This is a genomic window from Methylobacterium thuringiense (assembly GCF_022179645.1).
Taxonomy (GTDB): Bacteria; Pseudomonadota; Alphaproteobacteria; order Rhizobiales; family Beijerinckiaceae; genus Methylobacterium; species Methylobacterium thuringiense.
In genome coordinates this window covers 53,767-71,246 of record NZ_BPRA01000014.1, presented here as the reverse complement: position 1 = coordinate 71,246, position 17,480 = coordinate 53,767, and the positions used below count along the sequence as shown (strand labels likewise).

The window sequence follows — 17,480 nt, the reverse complement described above, 5'->3', positions numbered from 1 at the left end:
TCTCACGATGGTCCCGATACCCCCGAACGAGGCCGAGCGGCTGCGCGCGTTGCAGGACCTGCGCATCCTCGGCAGTGCGCCCGAACCGCATTTCGATGCGGTCTGCCGCACCGCCTGCGCCCTGTTCTCGGTGCCGGTGGCGCTGGTCACGCTGGTCGACGCCGACACGCTCTGGGCCAAGGCGAGCTGCGGCATCGCCGTCGGGACGATCCCGCGCGAGGGCGCGTTCTGCAGCCGCACCATCCTCTCGGACGCAGTCGTGGTCGCCGAGGACGCGGCCTGCGACGCGCGCTTCGCCGACAGCCCGCTGGTGACGGGGGCGCCGCACGCGCGCTTCTATGCCGGCGCGCCGCTGATCCTGCGGACGGGCCTGCGGGTCGGCAGCCTCTGCCTGCTCGATGTCGTGCCGCGGACCTTTTCGGATGCGCAGAGCCGGCAGTTGCAGGATCTCGCCGAGATCGTGGTGGCGCATCTGCGCCTGCGCGCGGCGAACGCGGACAAGGCCCAGGCCGTCGCCGACCAGCAGAGCGCGATCCTGGCCCAGCTCGCCGAGGGCGTGATCGTCACCGACGCCGAGGGCCGCATCGCCCTCGTCAACGAGGCCGCCGCCGCGATCCACGGCGTCGCCCGCCTCGCCGTGGCGCCCGACGACTACAGCGACACCTACCACCTCTACACCGAGGACGGCCTGCCCTACGCTCCGCTGGAGCTGCCGCTGGCGCGGGCCGTGCGCGGCGAGACCGTGCGGGATGCGCGCTGGCGCATCCAGCGCCCCGACGGATCGGAGGTTCTCGCCATCGGCAACGCCCAACCCCTGCGGGGGCCGCAGGGCGACCGCATCGGCGCCGTGCTGACCTTGCGCGACGACACGGCGCGCGAGGCCGTCACGCGCCGCCTGCGCGAGAGCGAGGCGCGGATGCGCGCGCTCACCGACAACATGCCCTCGGGCATGGTCTTCCAGCTCGCGGCGGGGCGGGACGGGAGCGGACGGCGCTTCCTGCACCTCTCGCGCAGCTACGAGCGCCTGACCGGCCTGTCGGTCGAGACGGTGCTGGCGGATGCGCGCGTCGCCTACGGACTGATCCTGCCCGAGCACCATGTCGTGATCGCCGAGGCCGAAGCGCGCTCGATCCGCGATTGGGCGCCGTTCGACGTCGAGGTGCGGTTCCGGCGTGCCGATACCGGCGAGGTCCGCTGGGCCCGGATCGTCTCCGCGCCGCGGGAGCTGTCCGACGGCTCCCTGATCTGGGACGGCATCCTGATCGACGTCACCGAGCAGAAATGCACCAGCGAGGCCCTGCGCGAATTGAACGCCACCCTGGCGCAGCGCGTCGCCGCGCGCACGCAGGAGGCGGATGCGGCGCGGCAAGAGGCCGAGGCGGCACGAGAGGAGGCCGAGGCGGCGAGCTTGGCGAAATCGGATTTCCTGGCCTCGATGAGCCACGAGATCCGCACGCCGCTCAACGGCATCCTCGGCTACACCGACCTGCTGCTCGAACACGCCGCGCTCGACCTGGGCCTGCGCCGCTACGGCGAGCGCATCCGCTCGGCCGGGTCGGCGCTGCTGACCATCGTCGACGACATCCTGGATTTCTCCACCGTCGAGGCGGGACGGATCGCGCTCTCGCCGGCGCCGCTGGCCCTCGACCGCCTCGCCGAGGAGGCGGCGGCGATCGTGCGGCTCAGCGCGGAGCTCAAGGGCCTGGCGCTCAGGGTCGAAGCCGCCCCCGGGCTGCCGGCCTTCGTGCTCGGCGACCGCGACCGGCTGCGGCAGGTGCTGCTCAACCTGCTCAACAACGCGGTGAAGTTCACGGCGAGCGGCAGCGTCGTCCTGGCGATCGACGCCACGCGGATCGCCGGCGCGGCGCGGCTGCGCTTCGCCGTGCGCGATACAGGCATCGGTATTCCGGCGGCCAAGCAGCACCTGCTGTTCGCGCGCTTCAGCCAGATCGACGGCACCATCCGGCGCGAATTCGGCGGCACCGGCCTCGGCCTCGCCATCTCGAAGCGGCTCGTCGAGCTGATGGGCGGCACCATCGGCCTCGACAGCGAGGTGGGGCGCGGCGCGACCTTCTGGTTCGAGGTCGCGCTGCCGCTGGCCGAGCCGGCGTCCGCGCCGGCGCAGGTTCTGGCGCCTCAGCCGCCTCCCGGACGCCGCCGGCTGCTGCTCGTCGAGGACGTCGTCCTCAACCAGGAACTGGCGCATGCCGTGCTGACGCGCGCCGGCCACGCCGTCGACGTCGTCTCCGGCGGGGCCGAGGCGATCGCGGCGGTCCAGCAGAAGCCCTACGATCTCGTGCTGATGGACATCCAGATGCCGGGAATGGACGGGATCACGGCCACCCGCCTGATCCGCGCCCTCGACCACCCGGCCTCCGCGCTGCCGATCGTCGCGATGACCGCCAACGTGCTGCCGCAGCAGATCGCGCGGTATCGTGCCGCCGGCATGCAGGACCATGTCGGCAAGCCGTTCGAACGGGCCGCGCTGCTGGCCACGATCGAGCGCTGGGCACGACGGGGCGACGACGCCCCGGTCGAGGCCGGGTCGGCCGGCCTCGACCGCGACGCCTTCGAGGGAATGGTCGCCGTGCTCGGCCGCGGCGCCATCGACCGACTGCTCCTCACCCTCGTCGAAGAGCTCGACGGCCGGCTCGGACCGGAGGGGACGCTGCCCGACCGCGACAGCCTCGCCGAGGGCGCCCACGCGATGATCTCCGCCACCGCCATGCTCGGTTTTTCGGACTTGGCGACACTCTGCCGCGAGGTCGAGACCGCCTGCCGCGCCGGCGCCGACTACCGTGCTCTGGTCGCGCGGCTGCACGCGCAACGGCGGCTCACCGTCGGCCAGATCGCGACGCTGCGGGCGGCGTGACGCGGAAACGAAGCCGGGGCGGCGGTGAGGGTGCGACCTCGGAGGCGGCTCTCCCGTCGAAGTCCCCGCAGCTTCGGCTCCCGGCTTTGGCAATTCCGATCCGTCATCCCATCTGAGCCTCACGCTCACGACGGGACCAGGCGCGGATGCAGCTCACCGGACTCCACCACCTCACCGCCGTGACGGCGCGGGCCGCCGACAACGCCGCGTTCTACACCCGCGCGCTCGGCCTGCGCCTCGTCAAGAAGACCGTGAACCAGGACGACGTCTCGGCCTATCACCTGTTCTACGCCGACGGGCTGGCCTCGCCGGGCTCCGACATCACCTTCTTCGACTGGCCGGCACCCCCCGAGCGGCGCGGCGCCAACAGCATCAGCCGGACGGGCCTGCGGGTCGCGGGCGGCCTCGACTGGTGGCGCGACCATCTCGCGCGGGAGGGCGTGCGGGTGGCCGAGCCGGCAATGCGCGACGGACGCCTCACGCTGGATTTCGAGGACCCGGAGGGCCAGCGCCTGAGCCTCGTCGACGACGGCGGCGAGGGCGAGGCGCATCCCTGGGCGAAAAGCTCTGTTCCGGCGGAGCGCCAGATCCGTGGGCTCGGCCCGGTGCGGCTCAGCGTCGCCGCGCCCGAGCGCACCGAGGCGGTGCTCACGGACGTCCTCGGCATGCGCTTCGAACGCGGCTTCGACACGCCCGAGGGCGAAGTCCGCGTCTTCGCCATGGGAGAAGGCGGCCCGGCGGCGGAGGTGCAGGTCCTGAAGGACGCGAGCACCCCGGCCGGCCAGGGTGCCGGCGGCGTCCACCACGTCGCCTTCCGCATTCCCGACGTCGACTACAGCGCCTGGGCCGACCGGCTGAAGTCCCGCCGCATGCCGACGAGCGGGCCGGTCGACCGCTACTACTTCCGCAGCCTGTACTTCCGCGAGCCCAACGGCATCCTGTTCGAGATCGCCACCGACGGCCCCGGCTTCACCGCCGACGAGCCGCTGGAGACCCTCGGCCAGGGCCTCGCCCTGCCGCCGTTCCTGGAATCGCGCCGGGCCGAGATCGAGGCGGGGCTGAAGCCGCTCTGAACCGGCGTCCTCACGCCACCTGCCCATGCCGCGATTCAGTCATGAACCACAGGCATGCGGCGCTTTCGGCAAGCTGCGTCTCATCTGTCTTCGCAGGCTCTCGGCAAGCCCCCTGGCTTGACGCGCCGGCCGCACCTGCGAGAAGAGCCGCCAAAATGAATCGGACCCGGGACAGCTTAGAATTATGAGCAAGTACTACGAGGAGCGGGTTCTCAGCGTCCATCACTGGACCGACACGCTGTTTTCCTTCCGCACGACCCGTGATCCCGCGTTCCGTTTCCGCAACGGCGAATTCACGATGATCGGCATCGAGATCGAGGGCCGGCCGCTGCTGCGCGCCTATTCCGTCGTCTCGGCCAATTACGAGGAGGAACTCGAGTTCTTCTCGATCAAGGTCGCGAACGGCCCGCTCACCTCGAAGCTGCAGCACCTCAAGGTCGGCGACCCGATCATGGTCGGCAAGAAGCCGACCGGCACGCTGGTGCTCGACAACCTGCTGCCCGGCCGGAACCTCTATCTCCTCGGCACCGGCACCGGGCTCGCGCCCTTCATGTCGATCATCAAGGACCCGGAGACCTACGAGCGCTTCGAGAAGGTCGTGCTGGTCCATGGCTGCCGGCAGGTGCAGGAGCTCGCCTATGGCGAGACCATCACCGAGGCGCTGCCGAACCACGAATTCCTGGGCGAGGTCATCTCTGCCGGCCTGATCTACTACCCGACCGTGACCCGCGAGCCCTTCCGCAACCGCGGCCGCATCACCGACCTGATGGTCTCCGGCAAGCTGTTCGAAGACATCGGCCTGCCGAACATGGCGATCGAGAACGACCGCTTCATGCTCTGCGGCTCGCCGGAGATGATCAAGGACACCCGCGAATTGCTCACCAGCCTCGGCTACGAGGAGGGCAACCACGGCGAGGCGGCGCATTACGTCATCGAGAAAGCCTTCGTCGAGAAGTGAGTCTCCAACGATCGGCCTTCCCGGCGCCCGGGAGGGTCTGACGTTGCCGCCGCGCGCGCTCTTCATCGCCGGCTCCGGCACCGAGATCGGCAAGACCTACGTCACCGCCGCGCTGGCCCGCCGCCTGCGCGGGCAGGGCCGCGCCGTCCTGGCGCTCAAGCCGCTGGCGAGCGGCGTCCCGCCCCTCGACGATCCCGCCTTCGCCGAGACCGACACCGCGCTGCTCCTCGCCGCGCAGGGATTGCCCGTCACGCCCGCGACGGTGGAGGCCTGCTCGCCCTGGCGGTTTGCCGCGCCCCTCGCGCCCGATCAGGCGGCCGCCTGCGAAGGACGCACGTTGGGCCTCGACGACCTCGTGGCGTGGTGCGAGGCGCAACGCGCCGCCCACCCGGAACCGACGCTTCTCATCGAAGGCGTCGGCGGCCTGATGAGCCCGGTCACCGCCGACGCCACCGGCCTCGACTGGCTGAAACGACTTGGTTTGCCGGCTCTCCTCGTCTCCGGCAGCTATCTCGGCGCGATCAGCCACGCGCTGACCGCCATCGAGACCCTGCGCGCCCACGGCGTCCTGCTCGCCGGTGTGGCGGTGAGCGAAAGCGACGGAGCGCCGACCCCGCCGGAGGTGGTGGCCGAGGCGATCGCGCGGCGCGTCACGGCGCCGGTCGCGGTGCTGCACCGGGGCGGGGCGTTCCCGGATGCGCTGGCCGGCGTGATCTGACCGGCGGCCTCGCCGGCATCCGGGGCCATCGCGTGCAGGCCGGGACCCGAAGCCTGCAACCGCTGGCGTCGAGGTGCTACCGAAAGTGTCACCATTTCATCACATCGCACAGGCCGCATGAGCCCGCGCATGCGTCGGCGATCGGACGATGGAAGCGGTCGCAGACCCCGCCGCCCCTTCGACGGAGGCGCACGGGCGGCGAGCCGGTATCATCCAATCCCGCATTGCCGCACCCGAGTTTATAACCGTTCCACAACATAGAAATTGTCGTTCTGGATAGAGTATCCAATAGGTCGATCACACCGCCGTGAAGCCATGACGAGTCCGGCACTATCCTGCCGTTCTGTGCTGCGTTGAGGATCGACACCATGAACCGGTACTACCCGAATGCTGTGTCCGGTATCGCCCCCCGGCCGCTGGGCCGTTCGCTCTGGATCGCATTGCTGTCGACGACCTGCGCCCTGATCGGGCCCGGCGCGGCGTTCGCCCAGGGCCGCCCGGGGAACGACATCGAGATCGAGGAACTGAGCGTCACCGGCGAAGGCGGCGGGCGCAACCTCGGCGGCGCCCTGTACGAGCGCGGCGGCGCGGTCGGCCCCGTGCCCGGCTACGTCGCCACGCGCAGCACCGTCGCCACCAAGACGGACACGCCGATCTTGGAGACAGCGCAGTCGATCTCGGTGATCGGCCGCAAGCAGATCGAGGACCAGAACGCGCTCTCGATCAACCAGGCCCTGCGCTACACCCCGAGCGTCACCACCGAGCAGCGCGGCGGCGCCGGCTCGACCCGGCTGGAGCAGTTCCTGATCCGCGGCTTCAACGCCCCGGTCTTCCTCGACGGCATGGCGCTGGTCGGCGGGCGCGACGCCAACGCCACGATCGACCCCTACCGGCTCGAGCGCGTCGACGTCATCAAGGGGCCGGCCTCCGTGCTCTACGGGCAGTCGGGGCCGGGCGGCATCGTCAACCTCGTCTCGAAGGTGCCGCGCTTCGTCCAGCACGGCGAGGTCTTCGTGCAGGGCGGCGGCTTCAACGAGGTCCGCGGCGGCTTCGACGTCGGCGGCCCGATCGCGTCGGACGTGCCGGGACTCGCCGACCAGTTCGCCTACCGCGTCGTCGGCTTCGGCTGGAAGGGCGACGGCCCGGCGGTGACGACGGAGGTCGAGCGCGCGCTCATCAACCCGAGCGTAACGTGGCGGCCTTCCACCGACACCTCGCTCACGATCATCGGCAACTACCAGCGCGACCCGTATTCGGGCTTCTACGGCGGCTTTCCGGCGGTGGGCACGGTGTTTCCGCGCAACTTCGGCAGCGGCTTCGTCGGCCGCCTGCCGGTGAACTTCTACGACGGCGACCGCAACATCGAGCGCTCGGACCGGACCCAGGCCTCGATCGAGTACCTGTTCGACCATCGCGTGAACGAGAACATCCGCTTCCACTCGGCCGGGCGCTACCTGCGCACGGAGGGCGATTATCGCAGCGTCTACAGCGCCTTCAACGTCAACAACGGCCCCACCGCCTCCGGCCCGCTGCTGCCGCGCGCAGTCATCGCCACCAATGTTGACGCCGAAGCCTACACGATGGACTCGAACGTCGTGGCGAACTTCGACACCGGCTTCATCGCCCACACCGCACTCGTCGGCGTGGACCACCGTACCTTCAGCACCCGGACGCTCAGTTCGCCCTTCCCGGCCGCGCCCGACCTCAACGTGCTGGCGCCGAACTACGCGATGAACATCGCGGTCCCAGCCTTCAACACGGCCTCGCGGGTCGATGCGCAGCAGACCGGGATCTACTTCCAGGATCAGGCGAAGTTCGACCGGCTCGTCCTGACGCTCGGCGGGCGCTACGACGTCGCCCGCCAGACCGGGCCCACGCGCGCCTTCAACTTCGCCGCCGGCACGAGCACGCTGACGCGCCAGGACGCGCCGGCCGACGCCATGACCTACCGGGCGAGCCTGCTCTACCTGTTCGAGTCCGGCGTGGCGCCGTACGTGTCCTACGGTCAGGCCTTCGAGCCGATCGTCGCCGGCCGGGTCTTCGACACCGCCTTCGGCACCGTCGGGCGCGTGCCGGACCCGCAATTGAGCGACCAGTACGAGGCCGGCATCAAGTACCAGCCTCCCGGCACCGACATCCTGCTGACCGCGGCGGCCTTCGACATCCGCCAGTCGAACCGCACCACCGCCGACCCGCAGCGCCAGGGCTTCGTCGTGCAGACCGGTGAGGTCGGCGTGCAGGGCGTCGAGTTCGAGGCGCGGGCCAACATCACCGAGAGCCTGACCCTGATCGGTGGTTTCTCGCTTCTCGACATCCGCAACGTCCGCGACGACGGCCGGATCCTGAACGACGTGACGGGGCAGATGGTGCCCCTCCAGGGCCGCAGCCCGGTGCTGGTGCCGGACAAGACCGCCTCGCTGTTCGTGGATTACCGCTTCACCGAGGGTCCGCTGCTCGGCCTCGGGCTCGGCGGCGGCGTGCGTTATCTCGGGCCGTCCTGGGGCGATGCGGCCAACACCTTCCAGGTGCCGGAGAGCGTACTGGTCGACGCGGTCGTCTCCTACGACCTGAAGCACCTCGACCCGACGCTGCAGGGCTTCACCACGCAGATCAACGCCAACAACCTGCTCAACGAGACCTATGTCAGCGGCTGCAACGGCTACACGAGTTGCTATTACGGGCTGCCGCGGACGGTCTACGCGACGCTCCGCTACCGCTGGTAAGGGATCGACGATGCGCAACGGCTTGCGGCAATCGATGGCGTGGCTGCACGCCTGGTCCGGCCTCGTGGTCGGCTGGGTGCTGTTCGCAGTCTTCGTCACCGGCACCGCGAGCTACTACCGGCCCGAGATCTCGCAGTGGATGCGGCCGGAACTGACCGCCGCGGCCGCGCCCCTCGAGGCCGCCGGCCTCGGCCGCGCCGCCGATTTCGCCCGGACGCACCTCGAGACCGCCGCCAAGGGCGCGCGCTCCTGGTTCATCACCCTGCCGACGCCGGCTCACCCGGTGGTCGACGCGATCTGGCGCACGAAGCCGGGAATGCCGCCGGAATGGGCGACGCTCGACCCGGCGACGGGCGCGCCGATGCCGGTGCGCCAGACCAAGGGCGGCGACTTCTTCTACCGCTTCCACTTCGAACTCAGCATGCCGCCGCTCTGGGGCCGCTGGATCGTCGGCATCTGCGCCATGGCGATGCTGGTGGCGCTGCTCAGCGGCATCGTCACCCACCGCCGCATCTTTTCGGACTTCTTCACCTTCCGGCGGGGGGCGAAGTCGGCGCAGCGCAGCTGGCTCGACGCACACAACGTCACCGGCGTGCTGGCGCTGCCGTTCCACCTGATGATCACCTATACCGGGCTCGTCACCCTGGCGCTGATGTACATGCCCTGGGGCGTCACGGTCGCCTATGACGGCGACGCCCAGAAGTTCTACGCCGCGTCTGGACAGGTCACGGCCGCGCGCCCGCCGGCCAAGAGCCCGGCGCCCCTGGCGCCGTTCGGGCCGATGGTCGAGCGGGCGCTCGCCCTGAACGCCGAGACCCTGGAGCGGCTCACCGTCCAGAATCCCGGCGACGCGAACGCCGTCGTCGTCGCGGTGTTCGAGGAGCCGCACGGGCTGATGCACCGCCATCCCCAGATCGCCTTCGACGGCGTCACCGGCGCGGTGATCGAGACCACCGGCGCGATGAAGCCGGCGGTGGGCACCTTCGCGACCATGGTCGGCCTGCACGAGGCGCATTTCGCAGGGACGGCGCTCCGCCTGCTGTTCTTCGTCTGCGGCCTGATGGGCACCGCCATGGTGGCGACCGGCCTCGTGCTGTGGTCGGTCGCCCGGGTGCCGAAGCCCGGCGCGCAGGCCGGCTTCGGTCAGCGCCTGGTCGAGATGCTGAACGTCGGCACCATCGCCGGCATGCCCGCCGGCGTCGCCGCCTACTTCCTCGCCAACCGGCTGCTCCCGACGGGGCTCGCGGAGCGCGCCGACTGGGAAGTCCGCGTCTTTTTCGCCGCCTGGGTCGTGCTGGCGCTCCACGCCCTGCTGCGCGGCCCCGCACGCGCCTGGCGCGAGTGCTTCTTCGCGAGCGCCGTGCTGTTTTTCGGCGTGGCTTTGGCCGACATGCTGACGACCGGCGGGGCCCCGCTGTTCGGCAGCCCGACCGCCGCCGGCCCGTTCCTCGGCTTCGATGCGGTGATGCTCGCCCTGAGCGGGTGCCTTGCCTATGCCGGCTACAAGATCCGGCTGCGGCGGACGGCACCCTCCCGGGCGACGCCACGCCTGCAGCCGGCGCACGGCCTGCCTCAGCGCTGAAGCGGACCGCGCCGCGCGACGGATATTGCTGCCGATCGGCGAAAGCCGGGTCTCGGCTTCAGCGCGGCGCGCTGGCCGGGCCGGCCACCGCCGCTTCACCCGGCTTGAAGCTCCAGAGTTCGGTCGGCAGGGAGGCTGGTGCGCCCTCCTTGTAGAAGGCCGAATCCTGGATGTGCGAGGTGGTCACGTAGAGCGTGCCGTCCGGTCCCTCGGAAAAGGTGTCGGGCCAGCGCAGCTGCGGGTCCTGCACCAGCGTCGTCAGGCCGGAATTCGTGCCCGAGAGGGTGCGCACCTTGATCGCGTCGTCCTGCGGCGAGGTCACGTATAGGCGGCCGTCGCGCTTCGCGATGATCAGACCGTCGGCCGGGCCGTTCTCGCCCACCGTCGTGATCTTGCCCGACAGGCTCCTGTCGGTGAACGCGTCCGGGACCACCGCGGACGTGATCCAGCCGGTCAGGGCCGCGGTCGGCAGGCTGTAGAGCGTCTTGCCCTTGATCGCCTGCCAGTACAGCGTCCCCCCGTCGGGCGAGAGCGCGATGCCGTCGGCCGAGAACTCGACGCCGCGCCCGTCGGGCCGGCGCAGGGGTTTGCCGTCATAGGTCACGGTCACGCTCGTATCGGGCATGGTGGTGGGATCGCCAGCCAGCACACGGCGCGCCCGGCCGCTGTCGACGTCGACTACGATCAGCGCGCCCTCGGCGCCGGAATCGGTCAGATAGGCGGTCTTGCCGTCGGGCGAGATCCGCACGTCGTTGAGATACGACCCCTGGGGCGCGACCCCGGCATCGAAGGGAATCGTCTTGGCGACCGTGTTGGTCTTCAGGTCGATCGCGACGAGCTTCGGGCCGTCCTTCACCGTCGCGGCCATGGCGGGGGCGGCGGCGTCGACGACCCAGAGGCGGTCCTGCCCGTCGGCCACCACGCTCTGCACGCAGACGAAGTGGTTCTTGGGGTCGACCGCGTCCTTCTTCGCGTTGCGCCAGCCGTTCCATTCCGCATCGGGAAACGGCGTGACCTTGCCGTCCTTCACCTCGGCGACCGAGACCGGAGCATCGTCGGTCCATCGCGGAAAATTCACGAAGATGCGGCCGTCCCTGGCCACGGTGACGCCGGTGACCTGATGCTCGAAGCTCGCGACCTTGGTGAGGGTGCCGGAGGGTGCCTCGGCCGCGGCGGGCGACAGCAGGGCGGTACCGAGCAGCAACGCGGACAACAGCGTGCGGGCCTTGAAGGGCGTCATGACGAACTCGTGCGATGGGAGCTTGAGGAAACGGGACCGTGCAACGCCTCGGCCCGGCCGAAGTTCGGGCCGAGGCGCTGTGCAGCAATCAGTTCGGGTGGAAGACCACCTTGGTGCAGGCGTCGGTCTTGTCGCGGAAGGTCTTGTAGAGCTCCGGTCCGTCGGCGAGGTTCGTCGAGCGGTGCGAGATCATCGAGGTCATGTCGAACTTGCCCTCCTGGATCAGCTTGGTCAGCGGCTCCAGGTAACGCTTCACGTGGGTCTGGCCGCTCTTCATCGTCAGGCCCTTCTGGACGATCATGCCCATGTTGACCGGGATCGGCCCGCCATAGACGCCCGGCACCGAGACGATGCCGCAGGGCCGGACCGCCTTGATCGCCTCCATGAGGGCGTAGGGACGCTGGGTGGAGGTGAGCTTCTCCTGGATCGTGTTGACGAGGCTGGCGACGCCATGTCCGGCGGAGGCTTCCATGCCGACGCAGTCGATGACCGCATCCGCGCCTTCGCCCTTGCTGATCTCCTTGATCCGCTCGAACACGTCCTCGTTCATGAAGTCGATGACGTCGGTGGCGCCGTAGGTGCGGGCGAGGGCGAGGCGCTCGGGCACCGTGTCGATGGCGATGATGCGCTCGGCGCCGAGCACCTTGGCCGACTGGATCGCGAACAGGCCGACCGGACCGGCGCCCCAGACCGCGATGATCTCACCGCCCTGGATCTCGCAATGCTCCGCGCCCTGCCATCCGGTCGGCAGGATGTCGGTGAGGAACAGCAGGGATTCGTCGTCCATGCCCTCGGGCGCCAGCATCGGCGCGACATCGGCCATCGGCACGCGCACGTATTCGGCCTGTCCGCCGGCATAGCCGCCGGTGATGTGCGAATATCCGAACAGGCCGGCGGTGGTGTAGCCGAACTGCGCGGCGGCCATCTCGGCGTTTCGGTTCGAGCGCTGGCAGACCGAGTAGTTGCCGAGCTTGCACTGGCGGCACTCGCCGCAATTGATGTTGAAGGGGACGACGATGCGGTCGCCCTTCTTGAACTTGGTGAAGCCTGCGCCGACCTCGACGACCTCGCCCATGAACTCGTGGCCGAGCACGTCGCCCGCCTCCATGGTCGGCATCTGCCCGTCCATGAGGTGGAGGTCCGAGCCGCAGATGGCGCAGGACGTCACCTTGATGATGACGTCGCGGACATCCTCGATCTGCGGGTCCGGCACCGTGTCGCAGCGGATGTCGCCCTTGCCGTGCCAGCACAGTGCTTTCATGACGCGTCTCCGGAATGCTGAGAGGCGCCCCGGTCGAGGCGCATCAGGGCATCCGCGGGCGGGCCATCAATGTTCCTCTGCGATCCGCGCGTCGGGCCGCGCCGTATGTCGCACCGCTCGCGGGTCGCGGCCGTCTACCGGCCCGCGCCGGTCCCATCCGGCCGTGCCCGGCCGAAATCGGCCTCGGCCGTCTCCTGGCCCATGGCGACGATGCCCTTCCGGATCGCGCGGGTGCGGCTGAAGAGATCGAACAGGGCGTCGCCGTCGCCCCAGCGGATCGCCTTGGTCAGCGCCGCGAGGTCCTCGTTGAAGCGGCCGAGCATCTCGAGCACCGCGTCCTTGTTGGTGAGGAAGACGTCGCGCCACATGGTCGGGTCGGAGGCGGCGATGCGGGTGAAATCGCGAAAGCCGCCGGCCGAGAACTTGATCACCTCGGACTGCGTCACCGTCTCGAGGTCGGCGGCGGTGCCGACGATGTTGTAGGCGATCAGGTGCGGGACGTGGCTGGTGATGGCGAGCACCAGGTCGTGATGCTCGGGGCTCATCGTCTCGACGATGGCGCCGAGTCCCTCCCAGAACGCCGTCACCGCGGCGACGGCCTCCGGCTCGGTGCCCTCCGGCGGCGTGAGGATACACCAGCGGTTCTGGAACAGCGTGGCGAAGCCGGAATCGGGGCCGGAATATTCGGTGCCCGCCACCGGATGGGCCGGCACGAAGGCGTTGTCGGATTTGAGATGCGGCATCACCGCCGCGACGACCGAGCCCTTCACCGAGCCGACGTCCGAGAGAATCGCGCCGGGCTTCAGATGCGGCGCAAGCTCGGCCGCCACCGCGCCGATCGCGCCGACCGGCACGCACAGGATCACGAGGTCGGCCCCGGCCACCCCCTCCGCGAGGCTGCCGGTGGCGTGGTCCGCGAGCCGAAGCGCCCGGACCCGCTCGAGCACGGCCGGTTCGCGGTCCACCGCGACGAGGTTTTCGGCAAGTCCATAGGTCCGCGCGCCGCGGGCGATCGACGAACCGATCAGGCCGAGGCCGACGACGGCCACGGTATGCAGCCTGTCACGCATCCCGATGATCGCCGTGACTGGCCAAGGCAGCAACGAAAGCGCGGTTCGCCTCCTCGCTGCCGACGGTGACCCGAAGCGCATTCGGCAGGCCGTAGGCCGAGACCCGGCGCACGATCACCCCCTGCCGCGTGAGGTGGGCGTCGGCATCGGCTGCCGTGCGTCCGGGCTCGTCCGGGAAGTGGATCAGCAGGAAGTTTCCGACGCTCGGCGTCACCGCGTAGCCGAGCCCGCGGACCTGCTCTACGAGCCAGCCGAGCCATTGATCGTTATGGGCGATCGCCGCCGCGACATGCGCCTCGTCACCGATCGCGGCAGCCCCGGCGGCGATGGCGCCGGCGGAGACGTTGAAGGGGCCGCGGATGCGGTTGAGCGCGTCAACCACGCCCTCCGGCCCGACCATCCAGCCGATGCGCTGCGCCGCGAGGCCGTGGATCTTGGAGAAGGTCCGCGTCATCACGACGTTCTGCGACTCCAGCACGAGCTCCAGCCCGGCGCCGTAATCGTTCGCGCGGACATACTCGGCATAAGCGCCGTCCAGCACCAGCAGCACGTCGCCCGGCAGACCGGCATGGAGGCGGCGGACTTCGTCGAAGGGCAGGTAAGTGCCTGTGGGATTGTTCGGATTCGCGATGTAGACGATCTTAGTGCGCGGCGTCACGGCGGCGAGGATCGCGTCGACGTCGGCCGTCAGATCGGTCTCCGGCGCGACCACCGGGATGCCGCCGGCCGCCAGGATCGCGATGCGGTACACGAGAAACCCGTGCTCGCAGAAGATGCCCTCGTCGCCGGGGCCGAGATAAGCCAGCGCCAGCAGGCTCAGCAGCTCGTCGGAGCCTGCGCCGCAGACGATGCGTGCCGGATCGAGCCCGTAGCGGGCCGCGATGGCCGTGCGCAATTTCGTAGCGTTTCCATCGGGATAGAGCGCGAGCGTCTCGGATTCCGCCCGCAGGGCCGCGACGGCCTGCGGGCTCGGGCCGAGCGGCGTCTCGTTCGAGGAGAGCTTGTGGATCTTGGCCACACCCGGCGCCGCGCTCTTGCCGGGCACATAGGCCTCGATGGCGAGCACGCCGGGGCGGGGCACGGGGCGGAGGGATTCGGCAACGGACATGGCGACGGATTGCTGACGGATGGCGACGGATATCCGTCGTCTACAGCATTTCGCGTCGCCGTGGAGTCGGCCTGCTCAGGCCTCCGTATTCGCGTCGATATCCTTGCCCCGCGTCTCGTGCATCAGCATCGCCGCAATCGTACCGACCACGCTGAAGGCAACGAGGTAGTAGGCCGGCGCCAGCCGGTCGCCGGTGACGGCGATCAGCTTGTTGATCACCCAGTTGGTGCTGCCCCCGAAAATCGAGACCGAGAAGGCGTAGACGATCGAGAGGCCGGCGCTGCGCACGTTGCGCGGCAGCGATTCCGGGATGCCGACGATGATCGCCGCCGCGTTGATCGAGGACAGCGCCGACATCAGGAAGGTCACGGCGTAGACGTTCAGCGCGGTGGGGGCGTGGACGAGCCAGGCGAAGGCCGGCACCGCCAAGACGACGATCGCGGCGCGTGGAAAAATCATCACCGGGCGCCGGCCGACGCGGTCGGCGAGCCAGCCGCCCAGCAGCGGAAACACGATCGAGGCGAGCCCGAGCGCGATCGGCACGGCGGTGGAGACGGTCTCGGTCAAGCCCAGCGTCGCCTGCGCGTAGACCGGCATGTTGGTGCCGATGGCGTTCGAGACGGTGGAGGCCGCGATGACGAGGAAGGTGAGGGCGAGGAGGCGGCCGTGGTCGCGCACCAGCCGCACCACGACCTGAAGCGTCGAGTCGGCGGCTGCCGGGTCCTTCGCTTCGCCGGCCGTCTCCGGCAGATGGCTGCGGATGACGAGGCCCACCGGCACGATGCCGATGCCGAGCAGGAACATCCCGCGCCAACCCCACTCTGCCATGGCGTGGTCGCCGACGGCTAGGGTCAGCAGCGTGGCGACGACACCTGCGATCAGCGCGGCGCAGCCCTGGCTCGCGATCTGCCAGCTGGCGACGAAGCCGCGCTGCTTCGGCGGCGCCGCCTCCAGCAGGTAGGCGGTGGAGGGTCCGACCTCGCCGCCGAGCGCCAGCCCCTGGATCAGCCGTCCGGCGATGACGATGGCCTGCGACCAGCCGCCGAGCACCGCGTAGCCCGGCGTCAGCGCCAGCATCAGCATGCCGACCGCCATCAGCGCGATGGTGATCAGCATGGCGGGCTTGCGGCCCGCCCGGTCGGCGAAGGCGCCGATCAGGATACCGCCCACGGGCCGCATCACGTAGCCGATGCCGAACAGGGCCAGAGAGGCGAGCAGGCTGTCGGTGGCGTTGTCGGACGGGAAGAAGGCGGCGCCGATCGGCACGGCGAAGAACGCGTAGATCGTGAAATCGTAGAATTCGAGGGCGTTGCCGAGTACCACGGCGCCGACGGCCTTGCGGTCGAGCCCCGGATGGGTCGCCGGGTCGGTGTCGATTGCAGTCATCGTGGTCCTTTACGGTGCGTCCCGCCGCGCGCGGGCGAGCACTACGCGTCGTGGCGGCCGTCGGCCAGTGCGGCACCATGTGCCCGATATCCCTCTGCGATCAGGCGTATCGCCCTTTCGTTGACGCGTGCGGATGGGCACATTACCTCCCGAAGTATCCGGCCAAGGATCCTCGCTCGCGCTTGAGACGATCGGCCTCTGCGTTGTCTCTCTCGGCAAAGCTTCGACCACCGGCCGGGCAGGCCGCTTCTTCAGGGCGGCACCCGAACGCACGATGGACAGCACCTTGACGTCAGACGCCGAGGCCGGCTTGCGGAGCGAGGCGAGGCCCTTGCCCCAGGGATACGAGGCCATGCCGGCGACCGATCCCAAGAGCCCCGTTGCGCTTTTCGGGGCGGACGAACCGCTCGCCATGGATTCGGGCGCTGCGCTGGCGCCGTTCCAGATCGCCTACCAGACCGCCGGCACGCTCAACGCGGAGCGCTCCAACGCCGTCCTGATCTGCCATGCACTGACGGGCGACCAGCATTTCGCCCATCGCCATCCGGTGACGGGCAAGGCCGGCTGGTGGGAGACCCTGGTCGGCCCGGGCAAACCCATCGATACCGACCGCTACTTCGTCGTCTGCTCGAACGTCATCGGCAGCTGCATGGGCTCGACCGGCCCGGCCTCGGTCGATCCGGCGACGGCCAAGCCCTACGGCCTCGACTTCCCGCTGGTGACCATTCGCGACATGGTGCGGGCCCAGGCGATGCTGCTCGACCGGCTCGGCATCCCCGACCTGTTCCTCTGTATCGGCGGCTCGATGGGTGGCATGCAGGTCCTGCAATGGGCCTCGCTTTTTCCCGAGCGCGTCTTCGCCGCGATGCCGATCGCCACCGGTGCGCGCCACTCGGCCCAGAACATCGCCTTCCACGAGGTCGGCCGGCAGGCGATCATGGCCGATCCGGCCTGGGCGGACGGGCGCTACTTCGAGGAGGGCACCCGGCCCGCCAAGGGGCTTGGCGTCGCACGGATGGGCGCGCACATCACCTATCTCTCCGAGCCGGCTTTGCACCGCAAGTTCGGCCGCCGCCTGCAGAACCGCGCGGCGCCGACCTTCTCGTTCAACGCCGACTTCCAGATCGAGAGCTACCTGCGCCACCAGGGGCTGAGCTTCGTCGAGCGCTTCGACGCCAACGCCTATCTCTACCTTACCCGCGCCATGGACTATTTCGACCTCGCCGAGGATCATGGCGGCGTGCTCGCCAACGCCTTCCGCGCCTCCAAGACCCGGTTCTGCGTGATCGCCTTCACCTCCGACTGGCTGTTTCCGACAGCGGATTCCCGCGCGATCGTGCATGCGCTCAACGCCGTCGCCGCGCCCGTCGCCTTCGTCGAGGTCGAGAGCGACAAGGGCCACGACGCCTTCCTGCTCGACGAGCCGGCGCTCTTTTCCGCAGCGCGCGGCTTCGTCGACGCGGCTGCACGGGCGCGCGGGCTGTGAGCG

General features: G+C 69.8%; 12 protein-coding genes. 7 read left to right on the top strand and 5 right to left on the bottom strand.

Going from position 1 to position 17,480, the window contains the following annotated elements:
• Positions 1-7 precede the first annotated feature (7 nt).
• The 6 genes from MFF07_RS15025 (at position 8) to MFF07_RS15000 (ending at position 9,926) form a co-directional block, all read left to right on the top strand.
• Positions 8-2,872 (top strand): ATP-binding protein, encoded by a 2,865-nt coding sequence (locus MFF07_RS15025; RefSeq protein WP_238232297.1) that lies wholly within the window; start codon positions 8-10, stop codon positions 2,870-2,872.
• Positions 2,873-3,018: 146 nt separating this feature from the next.
• On the top strand, positions 3,019-3,945 hold the full coding sequence (locus tag MFF07_RS15020) for a ring-cleaving dioxygenase (RefSeq protein WP_147817168.1): 927 nt from the start codon (positions 3,019-3,021) through the stop codon (positions 3,943-3,945).
• A gap of 184 nt (positions 3,946-4,129) precedes the next feature.
• Positions 4,130-4,903, top strand: coding sequence for a ferredoxin--NADP reductase (locus MFF07_RS15015; RefSeq protein ID WP_147817167.1), 774 nt, complete (start codon positions 4,130-4,132; stop codon positions 4,901-4,903).
• Positions 4,904-4,946: 43 nt separating this feature from the next.
• Positions 4,947-5,621 carry a dethiobiotin synthase gene (gene bioD / locus MFF07_RS15010; protein ID WP_147817166.1) on the top strand — a complete coding sequence of 225 codons (675 nt, stop codon included), beginning with the start codon at positions 4,947-4,949 and terminating at the stop codon, positions 5,619-5,621.
• Positions 5,622-5,989: 368 nt separating this feature from the next.
• On the top strand, positions 5,990-8,344 hold the full coding sequence (locus MFF07_RS15005; RefSeq protein WP_147817165.1) for a TonB-dependent siderophore receptor: 2,355 nt from the start codon (positions 5,990-5,992) through the stop codon (positions 8,342-8,344).
• A gap of 10 nt (positions 8,345-8,354) precedes the next feature.
• Positions 8,355-9,926, top strand: a complete 1,572-nt coding sequence (locus MFF07_RS15000) for a PepSY-associated TM helix domain-containing protein (protein ID WP_238232296.1) — start codon at positions 8,355-8,357, stop codon at positions 9,924-9,926.
• Between the two features lie 58 nt (positions 9,927-9,984).
• Here the strand turns inward: MFF07_RS15000 and MFF07_RS14995 are convergent, their stop codons facing one another.
• The 5 genes from MFF07_RS14995 to MFF07_RS14975 form a co-directional block, all read right to left on the bottom strand.
• Entirely contained in the window at positions 9,985-11,166 is a 1,182-nt protein-coding gene (locus MFF07_RS14995; RefSeq protein WP_238232295.1) for an L-dopachrome tautomerase-related protein, read from the bottom strand.
• 88 nt (positions 11,167-11,254) lie between these two features.
• The gene (locus tag MFF07_RS14990; RefSeq protein ID WP_147817162.1) at positions 11,255-12,427 is read right to left on the bottom strand and encodes a zinc-dependent alcohol dehydrogenase; all 1,173 of its coding nucleotides are present in this window, start codon (positions 12,425-12,427) and stop codon (positions 11,255-11,257) included.
• 134 nt (positions 12,428-12,561) lie between these two features.
• Positions 12,562-13,497, bottom strand: a complete 936-nt coding sequence (locus MFF07_RS14985) for a prephenate/arogenate dehydrogenase family protein (RefSeq protein WP_147817161.1) — start codon at positions 13,495-13,497, stop codon at positions 12,562-12,564.
• Positions 13,490-14,605 carry a pyridoxal phosphate-dependent aminotransferase gene (locus MFF07_RS14980; RefSeq protein WP_147817160.1) on the bottom strand — a complete coding sequence of 372 codons (1,116 nt, stop codon included), beginning with the start codon at positions 14,603-14,605 and terminating at the stop codon, positions 13,490-13,492. Before MFF07_RS14980 ends, MFF07_RS14985 begins: the two co-directional genes overlap by 8 nt.
• Positions 14,606-14,680: 75 nt before the next feature.
• Positions 14,681-15,991: an MFS transporter gene (locus tag MFF07_RS14975; protein ID WP_147817159.1), complete on the bottom strand. Its 1,311-nt coding sequence runs from the start codon at positions 15,989-15,991 to the stop codon at positions 14,681-14,683.
• A gap of 274 nt (positions 15,992-16,265) precedes the next feature.
• On the opposite strand from MFF07_RS14975, the gene metX reads away from it, so the two are divergent.
• Positions 16,266-17,477: a homoserine O-acetyltransferase MetX gene (metX, locus tag MFF07_RS14970; protein ID WP_238232294.1), complete on the top strand. Its 1,212-nt coding sequence runs from the start codon at positions 16,266-16,268 to the stop codon at positions 17,475-17,477.
• Positions 17,478-17,480 lie beyond the last annotated feature (3 nt).

Coding starts and splice junctions, on each gene's coding strand:
- MFF07_RS15025 (WP_238232297.1), top strand. CDS start 8: ATGGTCCCGATACCCCCGAACGAGGCCGAGCGGCTGCGCGCGTTGCAG.
- MFF07_RS15020 (WP_147817168.1), top strand. CDS start 3,019: ATGCAGCTCACCGGACTCCACCACCTCACCGCCGTGACGGCGCGGGCC.
- MFF07_RS15015 (WP_147817167.1), top strand. CDS start 4,130: ATGAGCAAGTACTACGAGGAGCGGGTTCTCAGCGTCCATCACTGGACC.
- MFF07_RS15005 (WP_147817165.1), top strand. CDS start 5,990: ATGAACCGGTACTACCCGAATGCTGTGTCCGGTATCGCCCCCCGGCCG.
- MFF07_RS15000 (WP_238232296.1), top strand. CDS start 8,355: ATGCGCAACGGCTTGCGGCAATCGATGGCGTGGCTGCACGCCTGGTCC.
- MFF07_RS14995 (WP_238232295.1), bottom strand. CDS start 11,166: ATGACGCCCTTCAAGGCCCGCACGCTGTTGTCCGCGTTGCTGCTCGGT.
- MFF07_RS14990 (WP_147817162.1), bottom strand. CDS start 12,427: ATGAAAGCACTGTGCTGGCACGGCAAGGGCGACATCCGCTGCGACACG.
- MFF07_RS14985 (WP_147817161.1), bottom strand. CDS start 13,497: ATGCGTGACAGGCTGCATACCGTGGCCGTCGTCGGCCTCGGCCTGATC.
- MFF07_RS14980 (WP_147817160.1), bottom strand. CDS start 14,605: ATGTCCGTTGCCGAATCCCTCCGCCCCGTGCCCCGCCCCGGCGTGCTC.
- MFF07_RS14975 (WP_147817159.1), bottom strand. CDS start 15,991: ATGACTGCAATCGACACCGACCCGGCGACCCATCCGGGGCTCGACCGC.
- metX (WP_238232294.1), top strand. CDS start 16,266: ATGGACAGCACCTTGACGTCAGACGCCGAGGCCGGCTTGCGGAGCGAG.